The 20,950-nt window shown below is 72.4% G+C and carries 23 protein-coding genes; 11 read left to right on the forward strand and 12 right to left on the reverse strand.

Features of this window, described 5'->3' with window-relative positions; translation table 11 throughout:
- Positions 1-124 precede the first annotated feature (124 nt).
- A complete protein-coding gene (locus BIU89_RS10640) occupies positions 125-1,015 on the reverse strand; it encodes a CPBP family intramembrane glutamic endopeptidase (RefSeq protein ID WP_071246443.1) in 891 nt (296 codons plus the stop codon).
- A 37-nt stretch (positions 1,016-1,052) separates the two neighbouring features.
- Here BIU89_RS10640 and BIU89_RS10645 point away from each other — a divergent pair, with 37 nt between their 5' ends.
- Positions 1,053-1,742: a metal-dependent transcriptional regulator gene (locus tag BIU89_RS10645; RefSeq protein ID WP_071246445.1), complete on the forward strand. Its 690-nt coding sequence runs from the start codon at positions 1,053-1,055 to the stop codon at positions 1,740-1,742.
- Between the two features lie 640 nt (positions 1,743-2,382).
- Here BIU89_RS10645 and BIU89_RS10650 read toward each other — a convergent pair.
- Positions 2,383-3,027: a HEAT repeat domain-containing protein gene (locus tag BIU89_RS10650; protein ID WP_071246447.1), complete on the reverse strand. Its 645-nt coding sequence runs from the start codon at positions 3,025-3,027 to the stop codon at positions 2,383-2,385.
- Positions 3,028-3,135: 108 nt separating this feature from the next.
- Here BIU89_RS10650 and BIU89_RS10655 point away from each other — a divergent pair, with 108 nt between their 5' ends.
- Complete coding sequence (locus tag BIU89_RS10655; RefSeq protein WP_071246449.1) at positions 3,136-4,089, forward strand: aldo/keto reductase; 954 nt, start codon at positions 3,136-3,138, stop codon at positions 4,087-4,089.
- Between the two features lie 232 nt (positions 4,090-4,321).
- On the opposite strand, the gene BIU89_RS10660 is transcribed toward BIU89_RS10655, so the two are convergent.
- Together BIU89_RS10660 and pyrE are read right to left on the reverse strand one after the other, a co-directional pair.
- Positions 4,322-6,661: a septum formation family protein gene (locus BIU89_RS10660; protein ID WP_071246451.1), complete on the reverse strand. Its 2,340-nt coding sequence runs from the start codon at positions 6,659-6,661 to the stop codon at positions 4,322-4,324.
- On the reverse strand, positions 6,658-7,209 hold the full coding sequence (gene pyrE / locus BIU89_RS10665) for an orotate phosphoribosyltransferase (RefSeq protein ID WP_027464850.1): 552 nt from the start codon (positions 7,207-7,209) through the stop codon (positions 6,658-6,660). The genes BIU89_RS10660 and pyrE overlap by 4 nt, the downstream gene beginning before the upstream one ends.
- 96 nt (positions 7,210-7,305) lie before the next feature.
- Between pyrE and BIU89_RS10670 the strand changes: the two genes are divergently transcribed.
- The 5 genes from BIU89_RS10670 (at position 7,306) to BIU89_RS10690 (ending at position 13,689) form a co-directional block, all read left to right on the forward strand.
- Positions 7,306-8,973, forward strand: coding sequence for a hypothetical protein (locus tag BIU89_RS10670; RefSeq protein ID WP_139178976.1), 1,668 nt, complete (start codon positions 7,306-7,308; stop codon positions 8,971-8,973).
- 74 nt (positions 8,974-9,047) lie between these two features.
- Complete coding sequence (locus tag BIU89_RS10675) at positions 9,048-10,394, forward strand: M23 family metallopeptidase (protein WP_071246455.1); 1,347 nt, start codon at positions 9,048-9,050, stop codon at positions 10,392-10,394.
- A gap of 139 nt (positions 10,395-10,533) precedes the next feature.
- Complete coding sequence (locus BIU89_RS10680; RefSeq protein ID WP_071246457.1) at positions 10,534-12,348, forward strand: alpha/beta hydrolase; 1,815 nt, start codon at positions 10,534-10,536, stop codon at positions 12,346-12,348.
- Entirely contained in the window at positions 12,345-13,025 is a 681-nt protein-coding gene (locus BIU89_RS10685) for a hypothetical protein (RefSeq protein WP_139178979.1), read from the forward strand. The genes BIU89_RS10680 and BIU89_RS10685 overlap by 4 nt, the downstream gene beginning before the upstream one ends.
- A gap of 4 nt (positions 13,026-13,029) precedes the next feature.
- Entirely contained in the window at positions 13,030-13,689 is a 660-nt protein-coding gene (locus BIU89_RS10690; RefSeq protein ID WP_071246461.1) for a hypothetical protein, read from the forward strand.
- 28 nt (positions 13,690-13,717) lie between these two features.
- Here BIU89_RS10690 and BIU89_RS10695 read toward each other — a convergent pair whose 3' ends face one another.
- Genes BIU89_RS10695 through BIU89_RS10720 form a run of 6 tightly spaced genes read right to left on the reverse strand, consistent with a single transcriptional unit; the run spans position 13,718 to position 16,799 of the window.
- Positions 13,718-14,500, reverse strand: coding sequence for a phosphotransferase (locus BIU89_RS10695; protein ID WP_368073334.1), 783 nt, complete (start codon positions 14,498-14,500; stop codon positions 13,718-13,720).
- An 11-nt stretch (positions 14,501-14,511) separates the two neighbouring features.
- Positions 14,512-15,114 (reverse strand): hypothetical protein, encoded by a 603-nt coding sequence (locus BIU89_RS10700; RefSeq protein ID WP_071246463.1) that lies wholly within the window; start codon positions 15,112-15,114, stop codon positions 14,512-14,514.
- Entirely contained in the window at positions 15,111-15,752 is a 642-nt protein-coding gene (locus BIU89_RS10705) for a hypothetical protein (protein ID WP_071246465.1), read from the reverse strand. The genes BIU89_RS10700 and BIU89_RS10705 overlap by 4 nt, the downstream gene beginning before the upstream one ends.
- Positions 15,749-16,120 (reverse strand): hypothetical protein, encoded by a 372-nt coding sequence (locus BIU89_RS10710; protein ID WP_027464858.1) that lies wholly within the window; start codon positions 16,118-16,120, stop codon positions 15,749-15,751. The genes BIU89_RS10705 and BIU89_RS10710 overlap by 4 nt, the downstream gene beginning before the upstream one ends.
- Positions 16,117-16,308 carry a DUF2273 domain-containing protein gene (locus BIU89_RS10715; RefSeq protein ID WP_027464859.1) on the reverse strand — a complete coding sequence of 64 codons (192 nt, stop codon included), beginning with the start codon at positions 16,306-16,308 and terminating at the stop codon, positions 16,117-16,119. The genes BIU89_RS10710 and BIU89_RS10715 overlap by 4 nt, the downstream gene beginning before the upstream one ends.
- The gene (locus tag BIU89_RS10720) at positions 16,305-16,799 is read right to left on the reverse strand and encodes an Asp23/Gls24 family envelope stress response protein (protein ID WP_071246467.1); all 495 of its coding nucleotides are present in this window, start codon (positions 16,797-16,799) and stop codon (positions 16,305-16,307) included. The genes BIU89_RS10715 and BIU89_RS10720 overlap by 4 nt, the downstream gene beginning before the upstream one ends.
- Positions 16,800-16,914: 115 nt before the next feature.
- On the opposite strand from BIU89_RS10720, the gene BIU89_RS10725 reads away from it, so the two are divergent.
- A complete protein-coding gene (locus BIU89_RS10725) occupies positions 16,915-17,751 on the forward strand; it encodes an exodeoxyribonuclease III (protein ID WP_071246469.1) in 837 nt (278 codons plus the stop codon).
- Positions 17,752-17,885: 134 nt separating this feature from the next.
- Positions 17,886-18,134, forward strand: a complete 249-nt coding sequence (locus BIU89_RS10730; protein ID WP_027464862.1) for a hypothetical protein — start codon at positions 17,886-17,888, stop codon at positions 18,132-18,134.
- Between the two features lie 33 nt (positions 18,135-18,167).
- Here the strand turns inward: BIU89_RS10730 and BIU89_RS10735 are convergent, their stop codons facing one another.
- Positions 18,168-18,575 (reverse strand): aldehyde dehydrogenase, encoded by a 408-nt coding sequence (locus BIU89_RS10735; protein ID WP_071246471.1) that lies wholly within the window; start codon positions 18,573-18,575, stop codon positions 18,168-18,170.
- 227 nt (positions 18,576-18,802) lie between these two features.
- Entirely contained in the window at positions 18,803-19,726 is a 924-nt protein-coding gene (locus BIU89_RS10740) for an AEC family transporter (protein ID WP_071246473.1), read from the reverse strand.
- A gap of 84 nt (positions 19,727-19,810) precedes the next feature.
- Here BIU89_RS10740 and BIU89_RS10745 point away from each other — a divergent pair, with 84 nt between their 5' ends.
- Both BIU89_RS10745 and BIU89_RS10750 read left to right on the forward strand, forming a co-directional pair.
- Positions 19,811-20,407 carry a nitroreductase family protein gene (locus tag BIU89_RS10745; RefSeq protein WP_027464865.1) on the forward strand — a complete coding sequence of 199 codons (597 nt, stop codon included), beginning with the start codon at positions 19,811-19,813 and terminating at the stop codon, positions 20,405-20,407.
- A gap of 82 nt (positions 20,408-20,489) precedes the next feature.
- Entirely contained in the window at positions 20,490-20,924 is a 435-nt protein-coding gene (locus BIU89_RS10750) for an acyl-CoA thioesterase (RefSeq protein ID WP_017886352.1), read from the forward strand.
- Positions 20,925-20,950: the final 26 nt, after the last annotated feature.

Raw genomic sequence — 20,950 nt, forward strand, 5'->3', positions numbered from 1 at the left:
CGGTGCCCCGGAGCGTCCTGTGCTCCGGGGCACCATCGCGTCCACGCGCTGCCGCCCAGCGCCCGTCGGTGCAGCGTCCGTCGTCGCCGCGTCCGTCATCGCGCCGTGCGTCGGATCCGTTCCCTCAGACCACGTCGACCTGGAGGCGTGGCTCGCCTCCCGGCACCACGACCGCCGCCATCGGCGGCACCGTCCGCCACCGCTTCGCGAGCCGACGGGGCCGGTCGTCGTACCAGGCGATGATCCCGCCGGCCACGATGCCGAACGCGAGCACCCCGAACGAGAACAGCCCGATCAGGCCGAGCAGGGTCAGCTTCCCGAAGTCGCCCGGGTCCGTGGTCGCCGTGAACCCGATCGATCCGAAGTCCCAGAAGGCGTGCAGCAGCACCGGGGCGAGCAGCGACCCGGTCAGCCGTCGCGCGACGTACAGCGTCGACCCGAACGACGCCGCGAACACGACCTGGACCAGCGTCGGCCCGATGCCGGCGCCGGCGAGTGCGTTGAGCAGGTGCAGCAGCCCGAACAGCGCGCACGACAGGGCCCACACCCCTGTCTCCGGCAGGCGCCGCCGCAGCCCCACGAGCAGGGTGCCGCGGGCCATCAGCTCCTCGAAGACCCCGACGAACAGCACCCCGACGGCGAGCAGCAGGAAGTAGTGCGCGGGCAGCGCGGTCCAGTCGATCAGGGGCAGCCGGACGACGCACACCACGAGCACGAGGATCGGCGCCACCATCGTCCACCGCAGTCGCGTCCGGACCGGGTCGACCGTGGCGATGCGCCACCAGCCGAGCGCCGTGACGAACAGGGCGAGTGCCGCGACGGCGATGCCCTCGGGAACGACGAGGGCGTGCACGACGCTGTCGACCGTCTGCCCGAGGGTCGCGTAGTCGTCGCTCGGCCGTGACCGCCAGGCGCTGATCGCTGCGAAGACCACGATCGGCGCGAGCCCGAGCAGCAGCGACGGGGGCACCGGCCAGCGGCGGCGAGTGGCTCGGACGGGGGCGGTGGTGGTCATCTGCTGGTTGTACCAGGCGGGACGTACGATTGGCGGTATGCGCCTGCCATCCCTGTCCACCATGGCAGAGGACTACGTCAAGCTCATCTGGAAGGCCAGCGAGCGCGGCGGACCCGGCTTGGCGACGCGCGACATCGCGGCGTCCCTGAAGGTGTCGGCGTCCACGGTGTCGGGCAACCTCAAGAAGCTCGACCGCGACGGGCTGATCGAGCACACCCCGTACTACGGCGTCGTGCTCACCCCGCTCGGGCAGCAGGTCGCGGTGGCGATGGTCCGGCGGCACCGGCTGATCGAGACGTTCCTGGTGGAGCGACTCGGTTACTCGTGGGACGAGGTCCACACCGAGGCCGAGGCCCTGGAGCACGCGGTGTCGGAGCGGTTCCTCGACCGGGTGGACGCCGACCTCGGCCACCCGACGCACGACCCCCACGGCGACCCGATCCCCGGTGCGGACGGCATCGTGCCGGACTCCCCCGGCACCCTCCTCGGTGCGATCGAGCCGGGAGCGTGCGGCACCGTCGACCGTGTCTCGGACGACGATCCCTCGCTGCTGCGGTACTTCGACGAGCTCGGGGTGGGGCTGGGCACGCACCTGCGCGTCGAGCGGGTGCGGGACTACGCCGGCGTCATCGCGGTGTCGCGGCGGGCCACCGACGGCTCGGAGTCCCTGGTCGACCTTCCTGCCGCGGCGGCGTCGTCCATCTGGCTCGCGCCCGACGGCGACTGACCGCGCTGCGCGTTGCTGGCCGGCTGGCGTGCGCGGGCTGGCCGGTCACGACACCCCGCTCACGTCCGCCGACTGGTCACGCTCCGTCGCCCGGGAGCCCCGCAGGCGACGGTTCGCGACCACCCGGCGCCCCGCCCACGGGGTGTCGTGACCGCACCGCGGCCCGCGAACGCGCGTGGCGTCGGACGGGAGGCCCGGCGCCCCGCCGCCACGCGCCTCCCGTCCGGCGCCCCACCGGTCAAAACACCCCGCTCACGTCCGCCGACTGGTCACGCTCCGTCGCCCGGGAGCCCCGCAGGCAACGGTTCGCGACCACCCGGCGCCCAGCGCACGGGGTGTCGTGACCGCACCGCGGCCCGCGAACGCGCGCGGCGTCGGACGGGAGGCCCGGTGCCCCGCCGCCACGCGCCTCCCGTCCGGCGCCCCACCGGTCGCGACACCCCGCTCACCTTCCCCGACTGGTCACGCTCTGTCGCCCGGGAGCCCCGCAACCGACGGTTCGCGACCACCCGGCACCCCACCCACGGGGTGTCGTGACCGCGCGACGCGGCGGCCCCGCAGCCGCCCCGCGGCCCCCCACGACCGTGGCGGCGACGCTTCGTGACCACCCGGCGCTCCCGGCCGGGCGCGCCCGACGGCCCTAGCCCTTGACGGAGCGCGTCCGGCCGAGGGCGACCTCGCGCCGGGCGCGTTCGAGGGCGAGCGCAGATGCGGCGTCCGGGTCGTGCAGCAGTCGTTCGGTCTCGCGCACGTGCTCCCGGACGGCGTCGGTCCCCCGCTCGGCGCCCGAGGCGAGGACGGGTCCGACGGTGTCCTCGCCGAGGCCCACCAGGGCACGGGACAGGCTGAGCCGACGCTCGCGGTCGCCGACGCCGAGCTGCACCGCGAGGGTCCGCGCGAGCGACGCCCGCTCGTCGTCCGGCACCAGTGCGACGGCCGTCCGCCAGGCCGCGCGGAGCACCTCGTCGTCGTGGTCCTCGAGCAGCGGCCGTACCGCGGGCCACGCGTCCGGGTCACCGATCTTCGACAGGGTGTGGAGCGCCTGGCTGCGGGCCTGCGGCTCGGGGCGCTCGAGCTCTGGCAGCACGCGGGCCACGACGTCTTCGGCGGGGTGCCGGGTGAGTGCCCACGTCAGCATGTCGCGGACGAAGAAGTCCGGCTCGACGGCGCACTGCGCGACGAGCACCTCGAGGTCCGCGGGGTCCGGGGTGGTCCCCGCGGCCATCACGGCCTGCAGCCGGGCGGAGGATCGCGGGTCGGCGAGGGCGTCGGTGAGCGTGGTCATCCCTCCATCGAAGCCCCTCGCGCCGGGGCCGTGTCAAGCATCGGGGCATAGCGTCGGGAGACGTGCGGTCCGCTCCCACCGCACCCACGACCACGAAAGGACCTCCGCATGCCCCGCATCGGTACCAGTGACCTGCACGTGTTCCCCCTCGCCCTCGGCGGCAACGTCTTCGGCTGGACGGCGGACGAGTCGACCTCGCACCAGGTCCTCGACGCCTACACCGCGGCCGGTGGCGACTTCATCGACACCGCGGACGTCTACTCGGCCTGGGCGCCGGGCAACTCGGGCGGTGAGTCCGAGCGGGTCACCGGTTCGTGGCTCCGTGCCTCGGGCAAGCGGGACGACGTCGTCATCGCGACGAAGGGCTCGCAGCACCCGGAGTTCCAGGGCCTCGCCGCGGACACCGTCGCCGCCGCTGCCCGCGCCAGCCTCGAGCGCCTGGGCACCGACCGGATCGACCTGTACTACGCGCACTTCGACGACCAGTCGACCCCGCTCGAGGAGACCGTCCGCGCCTTCGACCAGCTCGTGCAGGACGGCCTGGTCCGCTACACCGCGATCTCGAACTACTCGAAGGACCGCGCCGCGGAGTGGATCCGCATCGCGACGGAGAACGGCCTCGCCCAGCCCGTCGCCATCCAGCCGCACTACAACCTGGTCACCCGCCAGCCGTACGAGGCGGAGATCGCGCCGCTCGCGCACGAGCACGGACTCGGCGTCGTGCCGTACTTCTCGCTCGCCGCGGGGTTCCTGACCGGCAAGTACCGCTCGAAGGACGACTTCGCCGGCAAGGACCGCGAGGGGCAGGTGTCCGGGTACTTCACCGACGAGGGGCTCGCCGTCGTGGACGCGCTGTCCTCGATCGCCGACGCGCACGGCTCCGAGATCGCCACCGTCGCACTCGCCTGGTTGCAGGCGCAGCCCGACGTCGTCGCGCCGATCGCGAGCGCCCGGAACACCGAGCAGCTGCCGGCGCTGCTGGCCTCGGCGGAGCTCGAGCTCAGCGCCGACGAGCTGCAGACGCTGTCCGACGTGTCGGCGAAGGTGCCCGCGAGCGCCTGACACCCGCGCGCTGTCGAGCGACGCCGGCGGTCGCGGACGCGGACGTGAACGCGGAACGACGATGTCGCTGTCGTACGACGTCGACATCGTCGTTCCGCGTCGGACCCCGCCGCCCGACCCCCGCGTCGGACCCCGCCGTCGGCCCCCGCGTCGGACCCCCGCCGCCCGACCGACCGCCCGCGCCGACGATCGACCCGCGCCTACGCCCCCGGCGCCGACGATCGACCCGCGCCTACGCCCCCGGCGCCAACGACCCGGTCAGCGGCTGCCCCGACGAGCGCGTCACGAAGCACGAGATGAACCGGTCACCCTGGTCCCACGTCGCCTGGTCCGGCGCGTAGGAACCCTGCACCTGCACGTCGCCCACGGCAGCGGCGGCCGAGGCGTTCAGCGCCGCGTCGGACTGGCACTGGTCGGCGGCCTGGGTCGCGAGGGCCTCGGTGCCCGGGTAGGTGTCGCCCTGGACCGGGAGTCGTGCGGTCAGCTGCCCGATGTGCGGCGTCGCGCAGTCCACCACCGTGAAGGTCTGCGACCACGCGTTCGTGAACGGCGACAGGCACTCCCCGCCGGCCAGGTCGGTCCACGGGTGCTCGCCGGGCCCCGCCGGCGTCGTGGCGAACTGCAGCGTGGCGGCGGGCGCGGCGGCCTCGCTCGACTGCGAGGCCGACGCCGACGGCGCAGCACTCGGTGTCGCCGGCGCCGAAGCGGCCGCCGGCGACTTCGTCGGCACGGCCTGGTCGGCGATGTTGTTGCCGAGGATCCACTTCGACAGCAGGAACACCAGCACGATGAGCACGAGGATCAGCGCGATCGACCCGTAGATCAGCAGCTGCTTGCCGCGCTTGCCCTCGTTCCGCAGCCGCGCGAAGCCCTCGTTGATGAAGTTGTCGCGGTCGCCGGACGGCCGGTCCGGACCGCCGGCGGGCCGTCCGCCAGCAGCGGGTGGCGGGGCAGCAGCAGGAGCGGCAGCAGCAGGCACGGCCGCCGCAGGCACGGCAGCCGCAGGCATCATCCGCGTCCCGGTGTCCTCGGGGTCGTAGCCGGTGCCACCGAGCTGCCCGACCGCCTCGGTGCCGAACAGGTCCTTGATGGCGCTCGTGTCACTGGTCTCGCGGCCGTCCCACTCGGACTGGTCCAGGTCGTCCGGCGCCGCGGCGGGCAGGGGCTCCGGCTGCGGACCGGTGTCGTTCCCACGCAGTCCCAGAACGGCGTCGAGGTCCTGCCCCACCGACGGCGGCAGGTGCGCCGGGTACTCCTGTGCGCCGGTGGGTTCGACCAGCGGAGGTGCCGCGGTCGGCGGAACGGTCGCGTCGGGCTCGGACCAGGGGGTCCCGGCCGCCGGCATCGCGGTGGTCGGGGCGTCGGCCTGGAGGCCCTCGGTCGCGTCCGGCACGTCGTCTCCGGCGGGCCGACGGGGTGCGTCCACGGCCTCGGTCGCCTCCGACGGAGCACCAGCGGCAGCGGCAGCACCAGCGGCGTCGGCATCCGGCACGGCAGCCGGAGCAGCCGTGTCCGACACGGGCGCTGCCGGGACAGCCGGGGGCACCACCGGCGGCACGGGGACCGCCGGCGGCACCGGGTAGGTCCGCGGTGCCTGCGGCAGCCCGGAGGCCGGAGTGTCGACCTCGCCGGCGACGACCTCGTCCTCGTCGTCGGACTCGTCGGCGAGCGACCAGGACCCGGCGGACAGTGCGGTGGTGTCGAACGAGTCGGTGGTCAGCGTCGCCGGGACCTCGCCGGGCTCGTCGTCACCGATCGCCCAGTCGAACGGCCGGTCGTGCGCGCCGGTCTGCGTGGGGACCGGCCCGGTGCTGGTGATGCGCAGCAGGTCGGTGAAGGTCGGTGGTTCCTCGGTCGGCGGCAGCACGTTCTCGACGCCGAGGGGCTGCGGTGCAGCCGGAGCAGCGGGCGGCACGGACTCCGGGTGGTTCCCGGTCGCGCGGCCGAGCCAGTCGACGTCGGCGCGGCCCTCACCGAACGGGTCGACGCGGCGACGCTCGTCCTCGATGGCCTTCGACGCGGCGGCACGTTCGTCCCGGTGGGTCTGCGCCGTCGGCAGCACGATCGACGACGGGTGCGGCGCGGTGGAGTCCGGCGGGGCGTCGGCGGCGGCGGGGATCCGGTCGTGCAGTGTGGAGCGTTCGTGCTCGACGACGGCGTCGGGGTTCTCGGAGGGTGCGAGCAACTCGGGCGGCATCGAGATGGCCTGCGTCGCGCCGTCGTCGAGCGCCGGAGCAGCAGGCTCAGGCGCCGCAGGAGCAGCAGCCGCAGCCTCAGCCTCAGCCTCGGCCTCGGCCTCGGCCTCAGCAGGCTCCGCCTCGCCCTCGGCCACGAAGGGCTCCGGCAGCGGCGCGCCCGTCTCGCGGGCGGTGCGCTCCGCCTCGCGGCGCTCCCGTCGCGACGGCCAGTCCTCCTCACCGCGCGGAGCGCCGAAGATGTCCGCAGCGCTGCGGAGACCGTGGAACGGAGCGTCCGAGCCGGACGCACGCCGAGCCTCCAGGCCGTCGTCCCCGTCTGCCGGGCCGGCGGTGCCGTCGGGTTCGCGTGCGTCGTCCGGACGCTCCTCGGTCACGCGGTCAGCCCCAGATCAGCCAACCCGATGGCCGCGAAGTACGGGTAGCCGGCCGCCTCGATCGTCTCCTTGGCACCGGTGTCCCGGTCGACGACCACCGCGACGGCGGCGACGATCGCGCCCTCGCGCTCGAGCGCCTCGGCCGCCTTGAGCGGCGAGCCGCCGGTGGTGGAGGTGTCCTCGAGCACGACGACGCGCTTGCCCTTGAGGTCCGGCCCCTCGACCTGCTTGCCGCGGCCGTGGTCCTTCGGCTCCTTGCGGACGACGAAGGCGTCGTAGGTCAGCCCCTGGGCGGCGGCCTGGTGCAGGACGGCGCTGGCGATGGGGTCGGCGCCCATGGTGAGGCCGCCGACGGCGGAGACGTCCGGCACCTGCTGCACGAGCTCGGTCATGACCTGCCCGATCAGCGGCGCGACGCGGTGGTCCAGGCTGACCTTCCGCAGGTCGATGTAGTACGTCGCCTTCTTCCCGCTGGTCAGGGTGAAGTCGCCGTGGAACACCGCTTCGGAGGAGATGTACTGGATCAACTGTTCGCGCGCGTCGGTCACAGCCCACAAGGGTAGTCGGTCGGACCCGCAACGCGCTCCCCCAGCCTGTGGGCCGCGGGGTGCCGGCACCGAGGCGGCCTCGGTACGCTCCGGGGCATGTCCCGAGCACCGCGCCGCCCCGCCGTGGAGCCGGCTCCGTCCGGCGACCGGCGGCCCGGCGAGGTGGCCGTCACGATCGGACGGGAGGCCCTGGGCGGCCTGGTCGCGCTGGCCCTGGCCGTCGTCGCCCTGCGCCACGTCATCGCGACGGAGCGGGTGGCGTTGCTCTGGTACGACGGCGATTCGGTGCTGCTGCCGCTCGTCCAGCGCTCGCTGCAGGCCGGCCAGCCGTTCGAGTGGGCCATGTCGCCCGCGCTGTTCTTCTTCCCCGAGCTGCCCGTGTACCTGTTCTGCTCGCTGGTGACCGCCACGCCGCAGCAGGCCCTGGCGCTGAACGGGGTGCTCGTGCTCCTCGCCGTCTACGCCCTGGTGCGGGCGGCCGCGAACGAGCTGATGCCGTCCGCCGGGCGCCCCGCCCGGATCGCGGTGTCGGCCGGGGCGCTCGGTCTGGCCACCCTGCTGGTGCTGACCGAGTCGTCGGCGACGGCCACGTCGCTCGAGCTGGCGTCCCTGCTGCTCACCACGACCTACTACTACGGCGCCGTGCTGGCGATGCTCGGCACCGCGGTGCTCGTGCTGCGGGCGGTGCGCCTCGGCCGGGCGTCGGTGCCCCTGCTCGTGGTGCTCGGACTCGTCGCCGCGTGCACGACCGCGTCGAACCCGCTGTACGTGCCGTGGTCCGCCGCTCCCGTCGTCGTCACCCTCGGGCTCCTCGTGCTGGCGCGGCGGGTGCCGTGGCGTCCGGCCGCGCTGCTCGCCGGTGCCGTCACGGTCGGATCTGTCGTCGGGTACCTGGTGCGGATACCGCTGCGGCCGTTCGTCTCCCTCGACCCGGCGACGTACGTGCAGCCGTCGCGGGCCGGGGAGACCCTGCGGTTCTTCGCGGCGCTGACCGACGACCGGGCGGGCACGGCACCGGGCGATCTCGGGCTCCTGCTGCTGTTCGCCGGGGTGCTCGTCACCGTCGGGGGTACGGTCTGGGCCTGGCGGGTCCGCACGGCACGCACCGTGCTGGTCGCGACCCTGCTGCCCCTGGTGACCGTCGTCGCCGTGTCCGTCGGGGTCGTCGTCGCCGGGTCCGAGACCCCGCGCTACCTGCAGCCGATCGTGACCGCACCGCTTCTCGCGCTCGTCGCCGTGGCCGAGCTCACCCGCACCGCGGTCCGCCGCACCCGCGTGCACCGCCCGCACCGCGGGGTCCGGGCCGGGGTGGCGGTCGCGATGGCCGCCGTGCTCGCGACCGGGATCGCCGTGGCCCCCGGCACCGCCCACGCCGTGGCGACCGCGCGGTACCCGGCGGCGGCGTGCCTGGACCGTTGGGCCGACGGGCGCCAGGTCACCGGCGTCGGGCAGTTCTGGACCGTCCGGCCCCTCGCCACCTACGCGTCGAGGAACGTCGGGCTGCTGCAGGTCCGGGACACCTTCGAGACGTACCCCTGGCTCGTCGACCTCGGGGCCTACCGCGACGCCGACCCGAGCTTCGTGGTGGTCGGGTCGCACGACCTCTGGACCACCGCGGTCGAGGACTCGCTCGGGCCCCCGGCGACGATCACCCACTGCACCGGTTTCGACGTCTACGACTACGCCGGCACCGCGGGGCAGGCCATCCTGCGGCGCGACGTCGTCGGGAGCGCCGACGTCATCCGACGCGACCGCGGCTTCTGATGCACTGCTGAAGTTGTCCACAGCGGCGCGTTGCCGCCCGATGCTCGCTGTACGGATGTATAGGCTCGTGCTCGATGTCTCGCCCCACCAGCCCCCGCGCCCACCGTGTCCCCGTGCGCCTGCGCCTCGCCGTCACCGGTCTGGCGCTCGCGGGCCTCGTCGGCACGGTCATCGCCGACGCTCCGGCCGCGCAGGCGGTGACCTACCCCACGTGGGACGAAGTGCAGTCCGCCCGCGGCAAGGAATCCGCGAAGCAGGGGCAGATCACCGAGATCCGGGGCATCATCAGCGAGCTCGACGCCAAGGTCGACGCCGCCGAGGCCAAGGCCAAGAAGCTCGGTGACGTGTTCTACAAGGCGCAGCGCAAGGCCCAGACCGCGGCCGAGAAGGAACAGCAGCTCCGCGCCGACGCGAAGGAGCATGCGAAGGTCGCCGACCAGAGCGCCGCGCAGGCCGGGCAGTTCGCCGCGCAGATGTCCCGCTCCGGGGGCGCCGACGTCACCACCTCGGTGATCACCCAGGGCGAAGACGCCAGTGATCTGCTGTACAACCTCGGTGCGCTGAGCAAGCTCTCCGAGCAGGCCGAGCGTGTCCAGGCCGCCGCGAGCGCCGACGCCGCCGTCGCCAGCTCGCTCGAGGCGCAGGCCGACCGCGCCGCCGAAGCGCTGGGCGACCTCGCTGCCGAGGCCGAAGACCGTATGCAGGAAGCCCAGGCGGCATCCGACGCCGTGCAGGCCGCCTACGACGAGCAGCAGTCCAACAAGGCCCGACTCGACGCCCAGCTCGCGACCCTGACCTCCGGCCGCGTCCGGACCGAAGCCGAGTTCGCCAAGGGTGAGCGCATCCGCAAGGCGGCGGAGGAGAAGGCTGCGCGCGAAGCGGCACAGCGCGCGGCCGCAGCGGCGGCGGCAGCAGCGGCAGCCGCGAACTCCGGCGGGGGCTCGTCGTCGGGTGGCGGCTCGACCGGGAGCAGCGGCTCGGGCGGCGGCGGTTCCGTCGGCGCGGGCTCCGGGACCGGCTGGGTCCGCCCGGCCAGCGGCTACGTCATCAGCCCCTACGGGTACCGCGTGCACCCGATCACCGGCGTCGTCACCATGCACGAGGGCACCGACCTGGCGAGCGGCTGCTCCACGCCCATCGTCGCGGCCTCGGCCGGCACCGTCGACTACGTCGGCTGGTACGGCGGGTACGGCAACTACGTCCGGATCAGCCACGGCAACGGCGTGCAGACCGCCTACGGGCACATCGTCAACGGTGGCTTCCGGGTCACCCAGGGCCAGCGAGTCGCGGCGGGACAGCTCATCGCGCTCGTCGGCTCCACCGGGGCGTCGACCGGCTGCCACAGCCACGTCGAGGTGCACATCAACGGCGCCACCACCGACCCGGTGCCCTTCATGGGTGCACGCGGAGTTGCCTTCTAGCCAGCCCGCTCACCAGACCGCCGTCCACTCCCAGTGGGCGGCGGTTTGTTGTTTCCCACAAGCGCATCGTTGTCATTTCGTACTGCACCGCTGAAATGCTACGTTTCCCCCATCAACCAGTTCGGATGGTGGGGGGACGATGGGGATCGAGTTCGACGACGCAGCCGCGTCGCGGTTGGCCGACTGCGCAGCCGAGGTGGCGCTCTCGCTGCGTGCCAGCGCCCAACCACGACGGAACAACGCCGAGGCCGCACTGCACGACTTCGACGGCGCCTACTCGCGGCTGTTCGAGGCCGCTCGGGTGACGGAGTCACGAGACCGAACCCGGTTGGCGACGGCGCTCGATTCCCTGGTCGAACAGGTCCGGACCGCGCAGCGGCAGGCGGACACCGAACGCGAGCGGTTGGCGGACGTCGCCGCGTGGCGGCAGCGCGAAGCCGACCGTGACCTGGTGCGCGCCGGTGGCGGGCTCCCGCTGCAACCCGTGCTCGACTGGAGCAGCTCGGTGTTCGACCCTGAACCATCGGGCAGGCCGCAGCGACCTTCTCCGGTGTCCGCGGTGTTCAGCGCGCGCTCCCGGCAGCGCACCGGTGGCCGGTCCGGAGGACGGAGCGGGGCAGATCCCGCTCGGCTGCGGAAGTTCGCTGCGGTGGCCCGGGTGCAGGACTGCTCGACGGAGCAAGATCTCGTGCGTGTGCGCAACGCGTGGACTGTGTTCCGCAACCGTTGCAGCTGGGTCCCGGTCGACGGGGCGTCCTTGCCAGGCGGTTTCGCCGACTACCTTGCCGAGAACGCCGACGACACTTCGTGGATCGATCGGATCGCGAGCGCGTTCAGCGCCGCTGGCGGCGGTTCCCTCGCGAACGCTGCGCTCGACGTCGCCGGCACCTCCAAACTTCCACTCGGGCTGCAGCGGCTGCTCGATCCGTCCCTGACCCCGGCTGAGGTCGCAGCGGCCTGGGCCGCGCTCGGCTTCACCGACGCCGACGTCCGGGCGTTGCCCCTGGCCACGCAGCTGCAGTTCGCAGGACTCGACGGCGTCCCGGCAGCGCAGCGCGACATCGCGTCCCGGGCCGTCCTCTCGGCCGCGGTACGGGACCCGGAGCGGCTGTACCGGCTGATGGGGCTGCCGTACACCTACGGTGCGGTGAGCCTGGACGAGTTCCGGAAGCAGGTGGTGGCGCTTCGAGACGGCCTCCGTGACGCCGACGACCTCGCGCGCAGAATCCAGAGCCCGTCGAAGGCCGTGGCGCAGCTCGTGGGTTTCGGCGTGTCGGACGGCGCGCTCGTCGCCGCAGTCGTCCTCGGCGACCTGGACACAGCGTCGAACGTGACGGTCAACGTCCCCGGGGCGACAACTGCCGTCGACAGCATGGACGAGAAGGTCCGCGCCGCCAACGGTCTTCTGGGCACCGCGTGGAAACAGCGCCGGTCTGAGTCATTCGCGGTCGTGTCCTGGATCGGGTACCACGCACCGGGCGCCGTCGAAGTCCCCAGCCAGGCGCGCGCGACCGCGGGTGGGGCGAATCTCGCCTCGTTCCTCGACGGCATCCACGACAGCCGCGGCAGCGCGCCGCGGTCGCTGACCGTCCTCGGGCACTCCTACGGGTCCACCACCGCGGCCGAAGCGCTCGCGCAGACTCGGTACCGGGTCGACTCGCTCGTCACGTACGGCTCCGTCGGATTCACCGACACCACGACTCCCGAGCATCTCAACGTTGACCACGTGTACGCGACCGAGGGGTCCGCTGACCACACAGCGATCCTCGGCCGGATCGGACGCACCGATCCACGCGACCTTCCGGACGTCGAAACGTTCGGCGCTGATGATTCCCCTGACGGCAGCGCCGTCACCGGACACGACATGTTCCCGGACAGCGGTGTCGGCTACCTGTCCCGAGATGCCACCGCACAACAGACCATCGCGAAGATCATCGCGACGGGGACGCCATGATGAAGACCATGCGACCGATGCTCCGTGCCATCACGACTGCTGCCCTGACGCTCGGGCTGCTGTCGGGGTGCGCGGGAGGAGGAACCCAGATGCCCACCGATGCAGCCGGCCTGACCCAGCACGAGGTCGCCGAGATGTCCCTGCACCAAGAGTTCGACGCCTACCGCGACCACTACGAACACATGCAACAACTCCTGCGGAACGCGCAACTCGAAGTCCACGACGGCGAATGGGAATGGGGCGGCGGCGACGACGTCCCCGGCATCGGCGGAGACGGCGTCGCACCCCTGCCCGGCTCCGACACGAAGAACAGCTACGACATGAGCACCACCCGGCTCTGGTCCCCGCCCAGCGGCACTGACCAACAGCAGGCACTCAAACCGATGATCGACTACTTCACCGAGCAGGGCTGGACCATCGAACGCCGCACCATCACCGGCGACCAAGAAATCTGGGCCACCACCGGCGACGGCTGGCAGATCCAGTACACCGCCCAAGAGAACGGCGACAACCCCCTCACCGTCTACAGCGAACCTTTCTGGACCAACGACGCACACAAGCTCCGGCGAGCCGTGGCAGGACGCTCCCAGGCCGACTTCCCTGATCGTTCCCTCCCCGGCGTCTACCCAGACTTCCCCAAGTGGGACGATCCCATCATCAACCCGCCGAAGATCTGAACCGATGCTCCGGTCCCTCGTGACGGCGGTCCTCGCGTTGGGACTCCTCAGCGGCTGCGTCGCCGGAGGAACCCGAGCGCCCACCGACGCAGCCGGCCTCACCCAGCACGAGGTCGCCGAGATGTCCCTGCACCAAGAGTTCGACGCCTACCGCGACCACTACGAACACATGCAGCAACTCCTGCGGGACGCACAACTCCAGGTCCACGACGGCGAATGGGAATGGGACAGTGGCGACGACATCCCACAGATCGGCGGCGACGGCGTTGCCCCGTTACCGGGTTCGGACACGAAGAACAGCTACGACATGCGGAGCGGGCGGCTCTGGTCCCCGCCTGGCACCACCGGCCAACAGCGGGACCTCCAACCGATGATCGACTACTTCACCGAGCAGGGCTGGGACATCGAGCAACGCACGGTCACCGGCGACCACGAGGTCTGGGCCACCACCGGCGACGGCTGGCAGATCATCTACTCGGCGCAGACGAACGGCCGGTACACGCTCGAGGTCTACAGCGAACCCTTCTGGACCAACGACGCCAACGCGCTCTCGACGGCCATCTACGGACGCTCGACCGTGAAGTTCCCTGATCGGTCCCTTCCCGGCGTGTACCCGGACTTCCCCCAATGGGACGACCCCATCATCAACCAGCCGAAGATCTGATCGGATCGAGCGCCACGACGGCTCCGGTTCAGCGCGTCGCAGGTCCCACGTCGTCCACGTCGATGTTCCACAGCGCCCGGTACCACGCTGTCCGCTCCTGGTCGTCCGGCAGCCCGTACGCCCGGTGGAACAGCGGCTCCCACCCGGGTCCGTAGTTCCAGCCGAGGGCCATCGTCGCCACCGCGATGTCGGCCCAGCGGTCGGCGACGCCCATCGCGTCCAGGTCGACGTGCCCGCTCCACCGCCGATCCGCACCGATCAACGTGTTCGGCGTGCACGGGTCACCGTGGCAGACCACGGTGCGGTCGCTAGGCGGCTCCGGGCCCAGGCGGTCCGTGTCGGCACCCGCCGCTCGGGCCCTGTCGACCCGCGCCACGGTCGACCACTCGAAGGGACAGTCGTCGACGGGCAACGTGTCGTGCAGCGCACGCAGCCCCTCGCCCACCGCGACCACCGCGGTCCGGGGTTCGTCGTGCCAGCGCGGGTCGACCGCGCTCCACCCGGGCACGGCGCGGGTGTGCAGCCAGACGCCGTCGTCGTCGTCGGTGCCGTGGTCGAGCACCTCGGGGACCCGGGCGTACCGGGACGCCCACGTCAGCCGCGCGGCCTCGCCGCTGATCCACGAAACGTAGGCGTGCGGCAGGACCTTCACGAACTCCTCGGCCTGCGCATCCGGTCCGATGCGGAACGTCGTCCCGCCGATCTGGTTGTGCCAGACGAGCGCGACCTCACGCCCTCGCGCGACCTCGGTGACGATGCGCGGCACCGGGACCGTCTCGCCCGGCCGGGGCAGTCCACCGATCGAGCGCACCACGGTGATGCTCAGTGCACGCGGTCCGGGCGGGAGGACCCCGACCCACCGCGGGCGATCTCGAGCAGTACGGGCAGGCGTTCACCGAGCAGGGCGTCCAGGTCGGCGACGACGACCTCGACCCGTTCGGTGATCTCGCGCGGCGCGGCCCCTCGGCGCGGACGGACCCGCACCCGGATCGCGCGGCCTCCGCGGACCCGGTAGACGTCGACGGCGAGCGAACCGACCTGCGGCATCTCGCCGATGGCCGACGACAGCGCGTGCTGCACGGCCGTGGACTCGATGCGCACCGCCCCGGCGACGCCGTCCGCCGAACCGTCGCTGTCCACGACGGTGCCCTCGCGGCCACCGCCGAGGGTCGTCAGCACGACGAGGGCGAGCACGCCGAGCACGACGCCACCGCCGAGCACGCAGGTCCACGCGAACACCGAGTCGTCACGCGATGCCCCGGTGCCGAGTCCGGCGAGGGCATCGCCGACCGTGCGCCACCACGAGGCGACGAGGGGCAGGCCCTGGGCGGTCTGCACCAGGATCGCCGCCACCCCGGCGACGAGCAGGACGAGCCCGAGCACGACGAGCGCCGTCCGGCCGAGCCCACGGTTCGTGGCGTTCATCCGTCCACCCGCCCGGTCGGCTGCACCCGGACGCGCGCGGCGAGGGCCGGCTGCGCGTCGATCGCGGCGAACTCCCGCTCGACGGCCTCGGTCGCGGCCACCGCGGGGACGTCCACCCCGGCTGCGGGCCGGAGCACGACGTCGACCGTGCGGCGGCCGACAGTGCCCACGGCGGCGTCGGCGCCCAGACGGGTCGCGGAACGGGCGGCGCGGGCCGCGGCGGAGGCCAGGACCTCGTCGTCGACGACGACTGCGAGCCGGTCGGACGACATCACGTGCCGTGGACGGCGCTGGGGCAGGACCCCCTGCAGCAGCAGGACGAGCCCGATCAGGGCCACGATGGCGCCGATGCCGATCACGACGGTGGTCTCGAGGCCGTCCGGGGCCGCGAGCGCGGCGTCGACCACGGCACGGGGGTCGACACCCAGGACGTTCTGGTCGAGCAGGACGAGCGCACCGGCGAAGACCGCGGCGGCGGCGAGCACCAGGGCGATGAGCATCGCGACGACGACTGCGGCGGAGCGGGAGACGTGGGTCTCGCGGCGCAGCAGGCGGCGGTAGGTGGCGTGGTGGTCGTCGTGCGAGGGGCCGGCGGGGACGACCGACTCGGTGCTCCCGACGGCGGGGGCGGCGGTCACCGGACCCTCCGCGGGGTGTCCACGACCGACGAGGCGAAGGTCACGGTCACGCGGGCGACCTGTCGGCCGGTGATGGTGCGGAAGCGCTCGGCGATCGTGCCGCGAGCCCGGTGCGCCGCGGCGACGACCGGTTCGTCGGGGAGTGCGTGCGAGCCCAGCACCGGCAGGGCGAGCGGGGCGGTGATCTCGACCGCCAGGGCGCCGCGACCGTCGTCGGCGACCCGGGCACGGACCTCCCGGAAGGCGACGCGCAGTGCTTCGGCGGCGACCGCCTGGGCGGTGTGCACCAGCGCCGACGTGCCGATGCGGTCGGAGCCGCGGAGCCGGACGCCGCTGTCGCCGGTCGTGGCGACGGCGGCGTCGCTCACGACGAGCTCCGGCGTCCGCGCAGCACGTCGAGCAGGCGGCGGAAGTCGACGTCGCCCGTGACGATGCGGGCGACCAGAGCGCCGACCGCCATGCAGACGGCGACGACCACGAACGCCCAGAACCCGAGCGTCACGGCGACGATCGCGAGCAGGGCGCCCGTGCCCATCCCGACGACGGTGGCGTTCACCGGACTCGACCGTCCCGGGTGTCGAGCTCGTCCGCGACGCCGTTGAGCGCCGGGATGTTCACGTCGTTGATGGCGATGTTGACCTCGGTGACCTCGAGGCCGACGAGTTCGGTGACGGCGTTCGTCACGGCGGCGCGGACCGCGGAGGCGACCTCCATCATCGGCGTCGGGTAGTCGACGACGATGGTCAGGTCGACCGCGACCTGGGTCTCACCGACCTCGACGCGGACGCCCTGGCCGAGCGCGCTCGAGCCGATGGCGTCGCGGATGGCACCGAACGCCCGCGAGGCGTTGCCGCCGAGCGCGAAGACACCGGGGACGTCGCGGGCGGCGATGCCCGCGACCTTCGCGACGACCGTGTCGTCGATGATGGTCCTGCCCTTGGCGGTGACCTGCGTCGTGGTGGTGCCGGCGGGCTGGGTGCTCCCGGCCCCGGTGCCGAGCGTGGCCCCGGTCGTGGTCCCGTCGACGCAGTTCGTCGTCGATGCCATTGCTGCCTCCGTGCGATCGATTGCTGGCCTCCAGCGAACACCATCGTGCCGCACGCCGCACAGGCGACGCACCCGCCGACCTCGTCGTCAGTCGGCACCGGTAGGTTCTTGTTCCATGCGCGTCGCGACCTGGAACGTGAACTCCGTCCGCACCCGAGTGGGTCGGATCGTCGACTGGCTGGTGCGTGAGGACGTCGACGTCCTCGGCATGCAGGAGATCAAGTGCAAGCCGGAGCAGTTCCCGGTCGAGCAGTTCGAGGCCGCGGGGTACCACGTCGAGGCGCACGGCCTGAACCAGTGGAACGGCGTCGCGTTCGCCAGCCGACTGCCGATGGAGGACGTCACCCGCGACTTCCCCGGCCAGCCCGGGTTCCTGAAGGGCCACGAGGGGCCGGACCTGCCGGTCGAGGCCCGCGCGATCGGCGTCACGGTCGACGGCGTGCGGCTCTGGAGCCTCTACGTGCCGAACGGCCGCGAGCTCGGCGACCCGCACTACACGTACAAGCTCGACTGGCTCGCCCAGCTGGCCGACCGCACCTCGGAGTGGATCCAGGCGTCTCCGGAGACACCGCTCGCACTGATGGGCGACTGGAACGTCGCACCGCTCGACCAGGACGTCTGGGACATGCGGGTCTTCGAGGGGTCGACCCACGTCAGCGACCCCGAGCGGGCCGCGTTCCGCGAGTTCGAGGCGCGGGGTCTGCAGGACGTCGTCCGCCCGATCGTGCCCGACGGCTACACCTACTGGGACTACAAGCAGCTGCGGTTCCCGCGCAACGAGGGCATGCGCATCGACTTCGTCCTCGGTTCGCAGGCCTTCGCCGACGTCGTCACCGACGCCTCGATCCACCGGAACGAGCGCAAGGGCGACGCCCCGAGCGACCACGTGCCCGTGGTGGTCGACCTCGACCTGGACACGTCGCTCGACGACGACCGACCGATGATCTTCTGATCGGGGTCGAGTCCCCCGGCCCGGAGCGACGACGCACGTCCGGCTCTGTTACGCCCGGCGTCCGCCGTGATTGAGCCGTCCGTCACGCCGACGTAGGTTTCCTGCACCGAACCCCTTCGAGAGCAGGTGAAGCCATGTCCCGCACGACGATCCTTCCCATCCAGCGCCTCATGGCGACCGCGGCCCCCGGTGCGTGGCGCGACGGCATCGTCGTCGAGACCCGCGCAGCCGACGCCGTGGTGCTGTTCCTCGACGGGAGCATCACGCAGCTGCGGGTGGCGGACGCCGACGGCGTCCTGTCGGTCGGCGAGCCGGTCGCCCACCACCCGGTCGCAGAGATCCTCAGCGCCGGCGGTCGACAGACCACCGCACGCGTCGCCTAGCGGCCACGCGTCGCGGAGCGCGCGCGGCGCGCGTCAGGCCGCCATCGAGTCGAGCATCGCCTGGCACTTCGACACCATCTCGTCGCAGGCCATGGCGCAGTACCGGCACGACTCGTCCATGTCCTGGTGCTGGCGGCACTCGGCGGCACACGCGGTGCCCATCGCGACGACGGCCATGAGCATCGCCTGCATCGCCGCGGTGTCCATCCCCATCGGACGCATCATCATCCGCATGCCGGTGTCGGCGAGCATCGCGGTGTTCGAGCACATCGCGGCGCAGGTGGCCATCTCGCCGCCCATCCGCATGTCGGCCGCGGAGCACATCGTCGCCGCCATCGACGCGGCGTTCATCGCCATCATCGTGTCCTGCATCATGTCCATGTCCATCTCCATGGGCATGTCCGTCATCGACATGTTCTTCATCATCGCCATCGTGTCCATCGCCGGTCTCCTCGTCGTGGTCATCGGTCACGGGGCGGTCCGCCCCGCGTGCCCGCCAGGGTACGCGCGTGCCGTCCGCGCTTCGTGAGCAGAACGGGTCGGGTCGGCGGACGCGACCCGACCTCTGCTGCTCACCATCCGCGGTGGTCGCCACCACGGCCGGACGGGAGGCCCGTTGCTGCCCCGCCACGGGCCTCCCGTCCGCCGCGTCGCGCGTCCACGGCGCGCTACGGGTGCAGCAGTGCGGCGATCGCGACGAGCACGGGCACCGAGCCGAGCGTCGAGATGAGCACGACGTCGCGCGCCACCGGGACCGCTGCCCCGTACCGCTGCGCGTAGTTGAAGACGTTCTGCGCCGCCGGCAGGGCGCCGAGGGTGGTGAGCACGAAGACCTCCTGGTCGCCGAGCCCGAACACGAAGCGTGCGAACACGAACGCCACGGCCGGCATCACCACGAGCTTGATCGACGACGCGACGATGACGTCGGTGCGGATCGCCGGGTCCCGCAGCGGGGTCGCACCGTGCAGGCTCATCCCGAACGACAGCAGCACGACGGGCACCGCGGCCGCGCCGACGAGCGAGAACGGCTCGAGCACCGGGTCGGGCAGCGTGATCCCCGTCGCCGAGCACACGAGCCCGACGAGCGAGGCGATGATGATCGGGTTCCGGAACGGCCCCGCGATCCGCCGACCCCACCCGCCGCCTCCCGCGGTCGCAGCGTCCAGGATCGTCAGCGCGATCGGGGCCATCACGACGAGCTGCAGCAGGATCACGGGCACGACCGCGGTCGCCTGGCCGAGCACGTACACGGCCACCGGCAGTCCGATGTTGTTCGCGTTGACGTAGCTGGACGCCAAGGCGCCGACGGTGGTCGTGGTGACGGGGCGGCGCAGCACGAGGCGGAACACGGCGGCGGCACCGAGGGCGACCACGGCGGCACTCAGCAGCGAGACCCAGAGCATCGACGACAGCAGCGACGCGATGTCAGCGGTCGCGATGGTGTGGAACAGCAGGCACGGCATCAGCACGAAGAACGCGAGCCGACTCATCACGAACTGCGCGTGCGGGCCCAGCAGACCGATGCGTCCGACGACGTACCCACCGGCGATGATCGCGCCGATGATCGCGAAGCCGGTCAACACGCCACCCATCCCGTCCATCCTGGCACCTGCCGGCGGTGATGTGACGTCACTCAGGTCGGAAATGCGTACGCATCGAATACCGTTGAGCGCATCATGACCTCGACGAACGCCGACACCCTCACCCGGTCCACCGACTCCAGCCAGCCGCTCGTGCCGCTGCTCGAGGAGCGCTGGAGCCCCCGCTCCTACGACGAGACCGCGACGATCTCGGACGACCAGCTCGACGCCGTCCTCGAGGCCGCTCGCTGGGCCCCCTCGGCCATGAACTTCCAGCCCCGCCGCTTCATCGCCGGCCGCCGTGGCACCGAGACCTTCCGGAAGATCAACGAGAACCTGCTCGGCTTCAACGCCGCCTGGGCCTTCCGCGCCAGCGCCCTCGTCGTCGGCGTGCTCGAGACCGTGACCGCCGACGGTGAGGAGCGCCCCTTCGCGCAGTACGACCTCGGCCAGTCGCTCGCCGCTCTGACCGTGCAGGCGCACGCCGAGGGGCTGCACGTGCACCAGATGGCGGGCATCGACGCCGCCGGGCTCCGCGCCGCGTTCGACCTGCCCGAGCGGTTCCTGCCGTACACGGTCACGGCCGTCGGCACCGTCGCGCACCCGTCGCAGCTCGACGACAAGGCCGCCGAGCGCGAGGTCGCCCCGCGCACCCGCATCCCCCTCGACGAGGTCGTCCTCGTCAAGGAGTGAGCACCGGCGGCACCGCCGCCCGCGATCGCCACGACGGCCGCGTCCCTGCGGGGGCGCGGCCGTCGGCGTACCATGACGTGACATGGATCAGCACCAGGACGACGCCCCGCCGGAGATGAACTTCTACACCCGGAAGTGGGTGCGACCCGAGGACCTCAACGCCAACGGCACCCTGTTCGGCGGCAGCCTGCTCCGCTGGATCGACGAGGAAGCCGCGGTCTACGCGATCATCCAGCTCGGCAACGGCAAGGTCGTCACGAAGTACATGTCGGAGATCAACTTCCTGTCCTCGGCGAAGGAGGGCGACATCGTCGAGATCGGCCTCGTCGCCACCCGGTTCGGCCGGACGTCGCTGACCATGCGGGCCGAGGCGCGCAACCTCTTCACGCACCGCAGCATCCTGACGATCGACGAGGTCGTCTTCGTGAACCTCGACGAGGACGGCAACCCCGCCCCGCACGGCTACACGGACATCACCTACGCCCGTGACCGGGTCCCCGCCACGCACCGCGCGTGACCCCGCAGACATCGCGCAGCAGCCGG

Source organism: Curtobacterium sp. MCBA15_005, assembly GCF_001864855.1.
GTDB lineage: Bacteria > Actinomycetota > Actinomycetes > Actinomycetales > Microbacteriaceae > Curtobacterium > Curtobacterium flaccumfaciens.

What these genes read in the sequence shown, in the direction of transcription:
- BIU89_RS10640 (WP_071246443.1), bottom strand. Translation starts at nt 1,015, where the DNA reads ATGACCACCACCGCCCCCGTCCGAGCCACTCGCCGCCGCTGGCCGGTG.
- BIU89_RS10645 (WP_071246445.1), top strand. Translation starts at nt 1,053, where the DNA reads ATGCGCCTGCCATCCCTGTCCACCATGGCAGAGGACTACGTCAAGCTC.
- BIU89_RS10650 (WP_071246447.1), bottom strand. Translation starts at nt 3,027, where the DNA reads ATGACCACGCTCACCGACGCCCTCGCCGACCCGCGATCCTCCGCCCGG.
- BIU89_RS10655 (WP_071246449.1), top strand. Translation starts at nt 3,136, where the DNA reads ATGCCCCGCATCGGTACCAGTGACCTGCACGTGTTCCCCCTCGCCCTC.
- BIU89_RS10670 (WP_139178976.1), top strand. Translation starts at nt 7,306, where the DNA reads ATGTCCCGAGCACCGCGCCGCCCCGCCGTGGAGCCGGCTCCGTCCGGC.
- BIU89_RS10675 (WP_071246455.1), top strand. Translation starts at nt 9,048, where the DNA reads ATGTCTCGCCCCACCAGCCCCCGCGCCCACCGTGTCCCCGTGCGCCTG.
- BIU89_RS10680 (WP_071246457.1), top strand. Translation starts at nt 10,534, where the DNA reads ATGGGGATCGAGTTCGACGACGCAGCCGCGTCGCGGTTGGCCGACTGC.
- BIU89_RS10685 (WP_139178979.1), top strand. Translation starts at nt 12,345, where the DNA reads ATGATGAAGACCATGCGACCGATGCTCCGTGCCATCACGACTGCTGCC.
- BIU89_RS10690 (WP_071246461.1), top strand. Translation starts at nt 13,030, where the DNA reads ATGCTCCGGTCCCTCGTGACGGCGGTCCTCGCGTTGGGACTCCTCAGC.
- BIU89_RS10700 (WP_071246463.1), bottom strand. Translation starts at nt 15,114, where the DNA reads ATGAACGCCACGAACCGTGGGCTCGGCCGGACGGCGCTCGTCGTGCTC.
- BIU89_RS10720 (WP_071246467.1), bottom strand. Translation starts at nt 16,799, where the DNA reads ATGGCATCGACGACGAACTGCGTCGACGGGACCACGACCGGGGCCACG.
- BIU89_RS10725 (WP_071246469.1), top strand. Translation starts at nt 16,915, where the DNA reads ATGCGCGTCGCGACCTGGAACGTGAACTCCGTCCGCACCCGAGTGGGT.
- BIU89_RS10730 (WP_027464862.1), top strand. Translation starts at nt 17,886, where the DNA reads ATGTCCCGCACGACGATCCTTCCCATCCAGCGCCTCATGGCGACCGCG.
- BIU89_RS10735 (WP_071246471.1), bottom strand. Translation starts at nt 18,575, where the DNA reads ATGGACACGATGGCGATGATGAAGAACATGTCGATGACGGACATGCCC.
- BIU89_RS10740 (WP_071246473.1), bottom strand. Translation starts at nt 19,726, where the DNA reads ATGGGTGGCGTGTTGACCGGCTTCGCGATCATCGGCGCGATCATCGCC.
- BIU89_RS10745 (WP_027464865.1), top strand. Translation starts at nt 19,811, where the DNA reads ATGACCTCGACGAACGCCGACACCCTCACCCGGTCCACCGACTCCAGC.
- BIU89_RS10750 (WP_017886352.1), top strand. Translation starts at nt 20,490, where the DNA reads ATGGATCAGCACCAGGACGACGCCCCGCCGGAGATGAACTTCTACACC.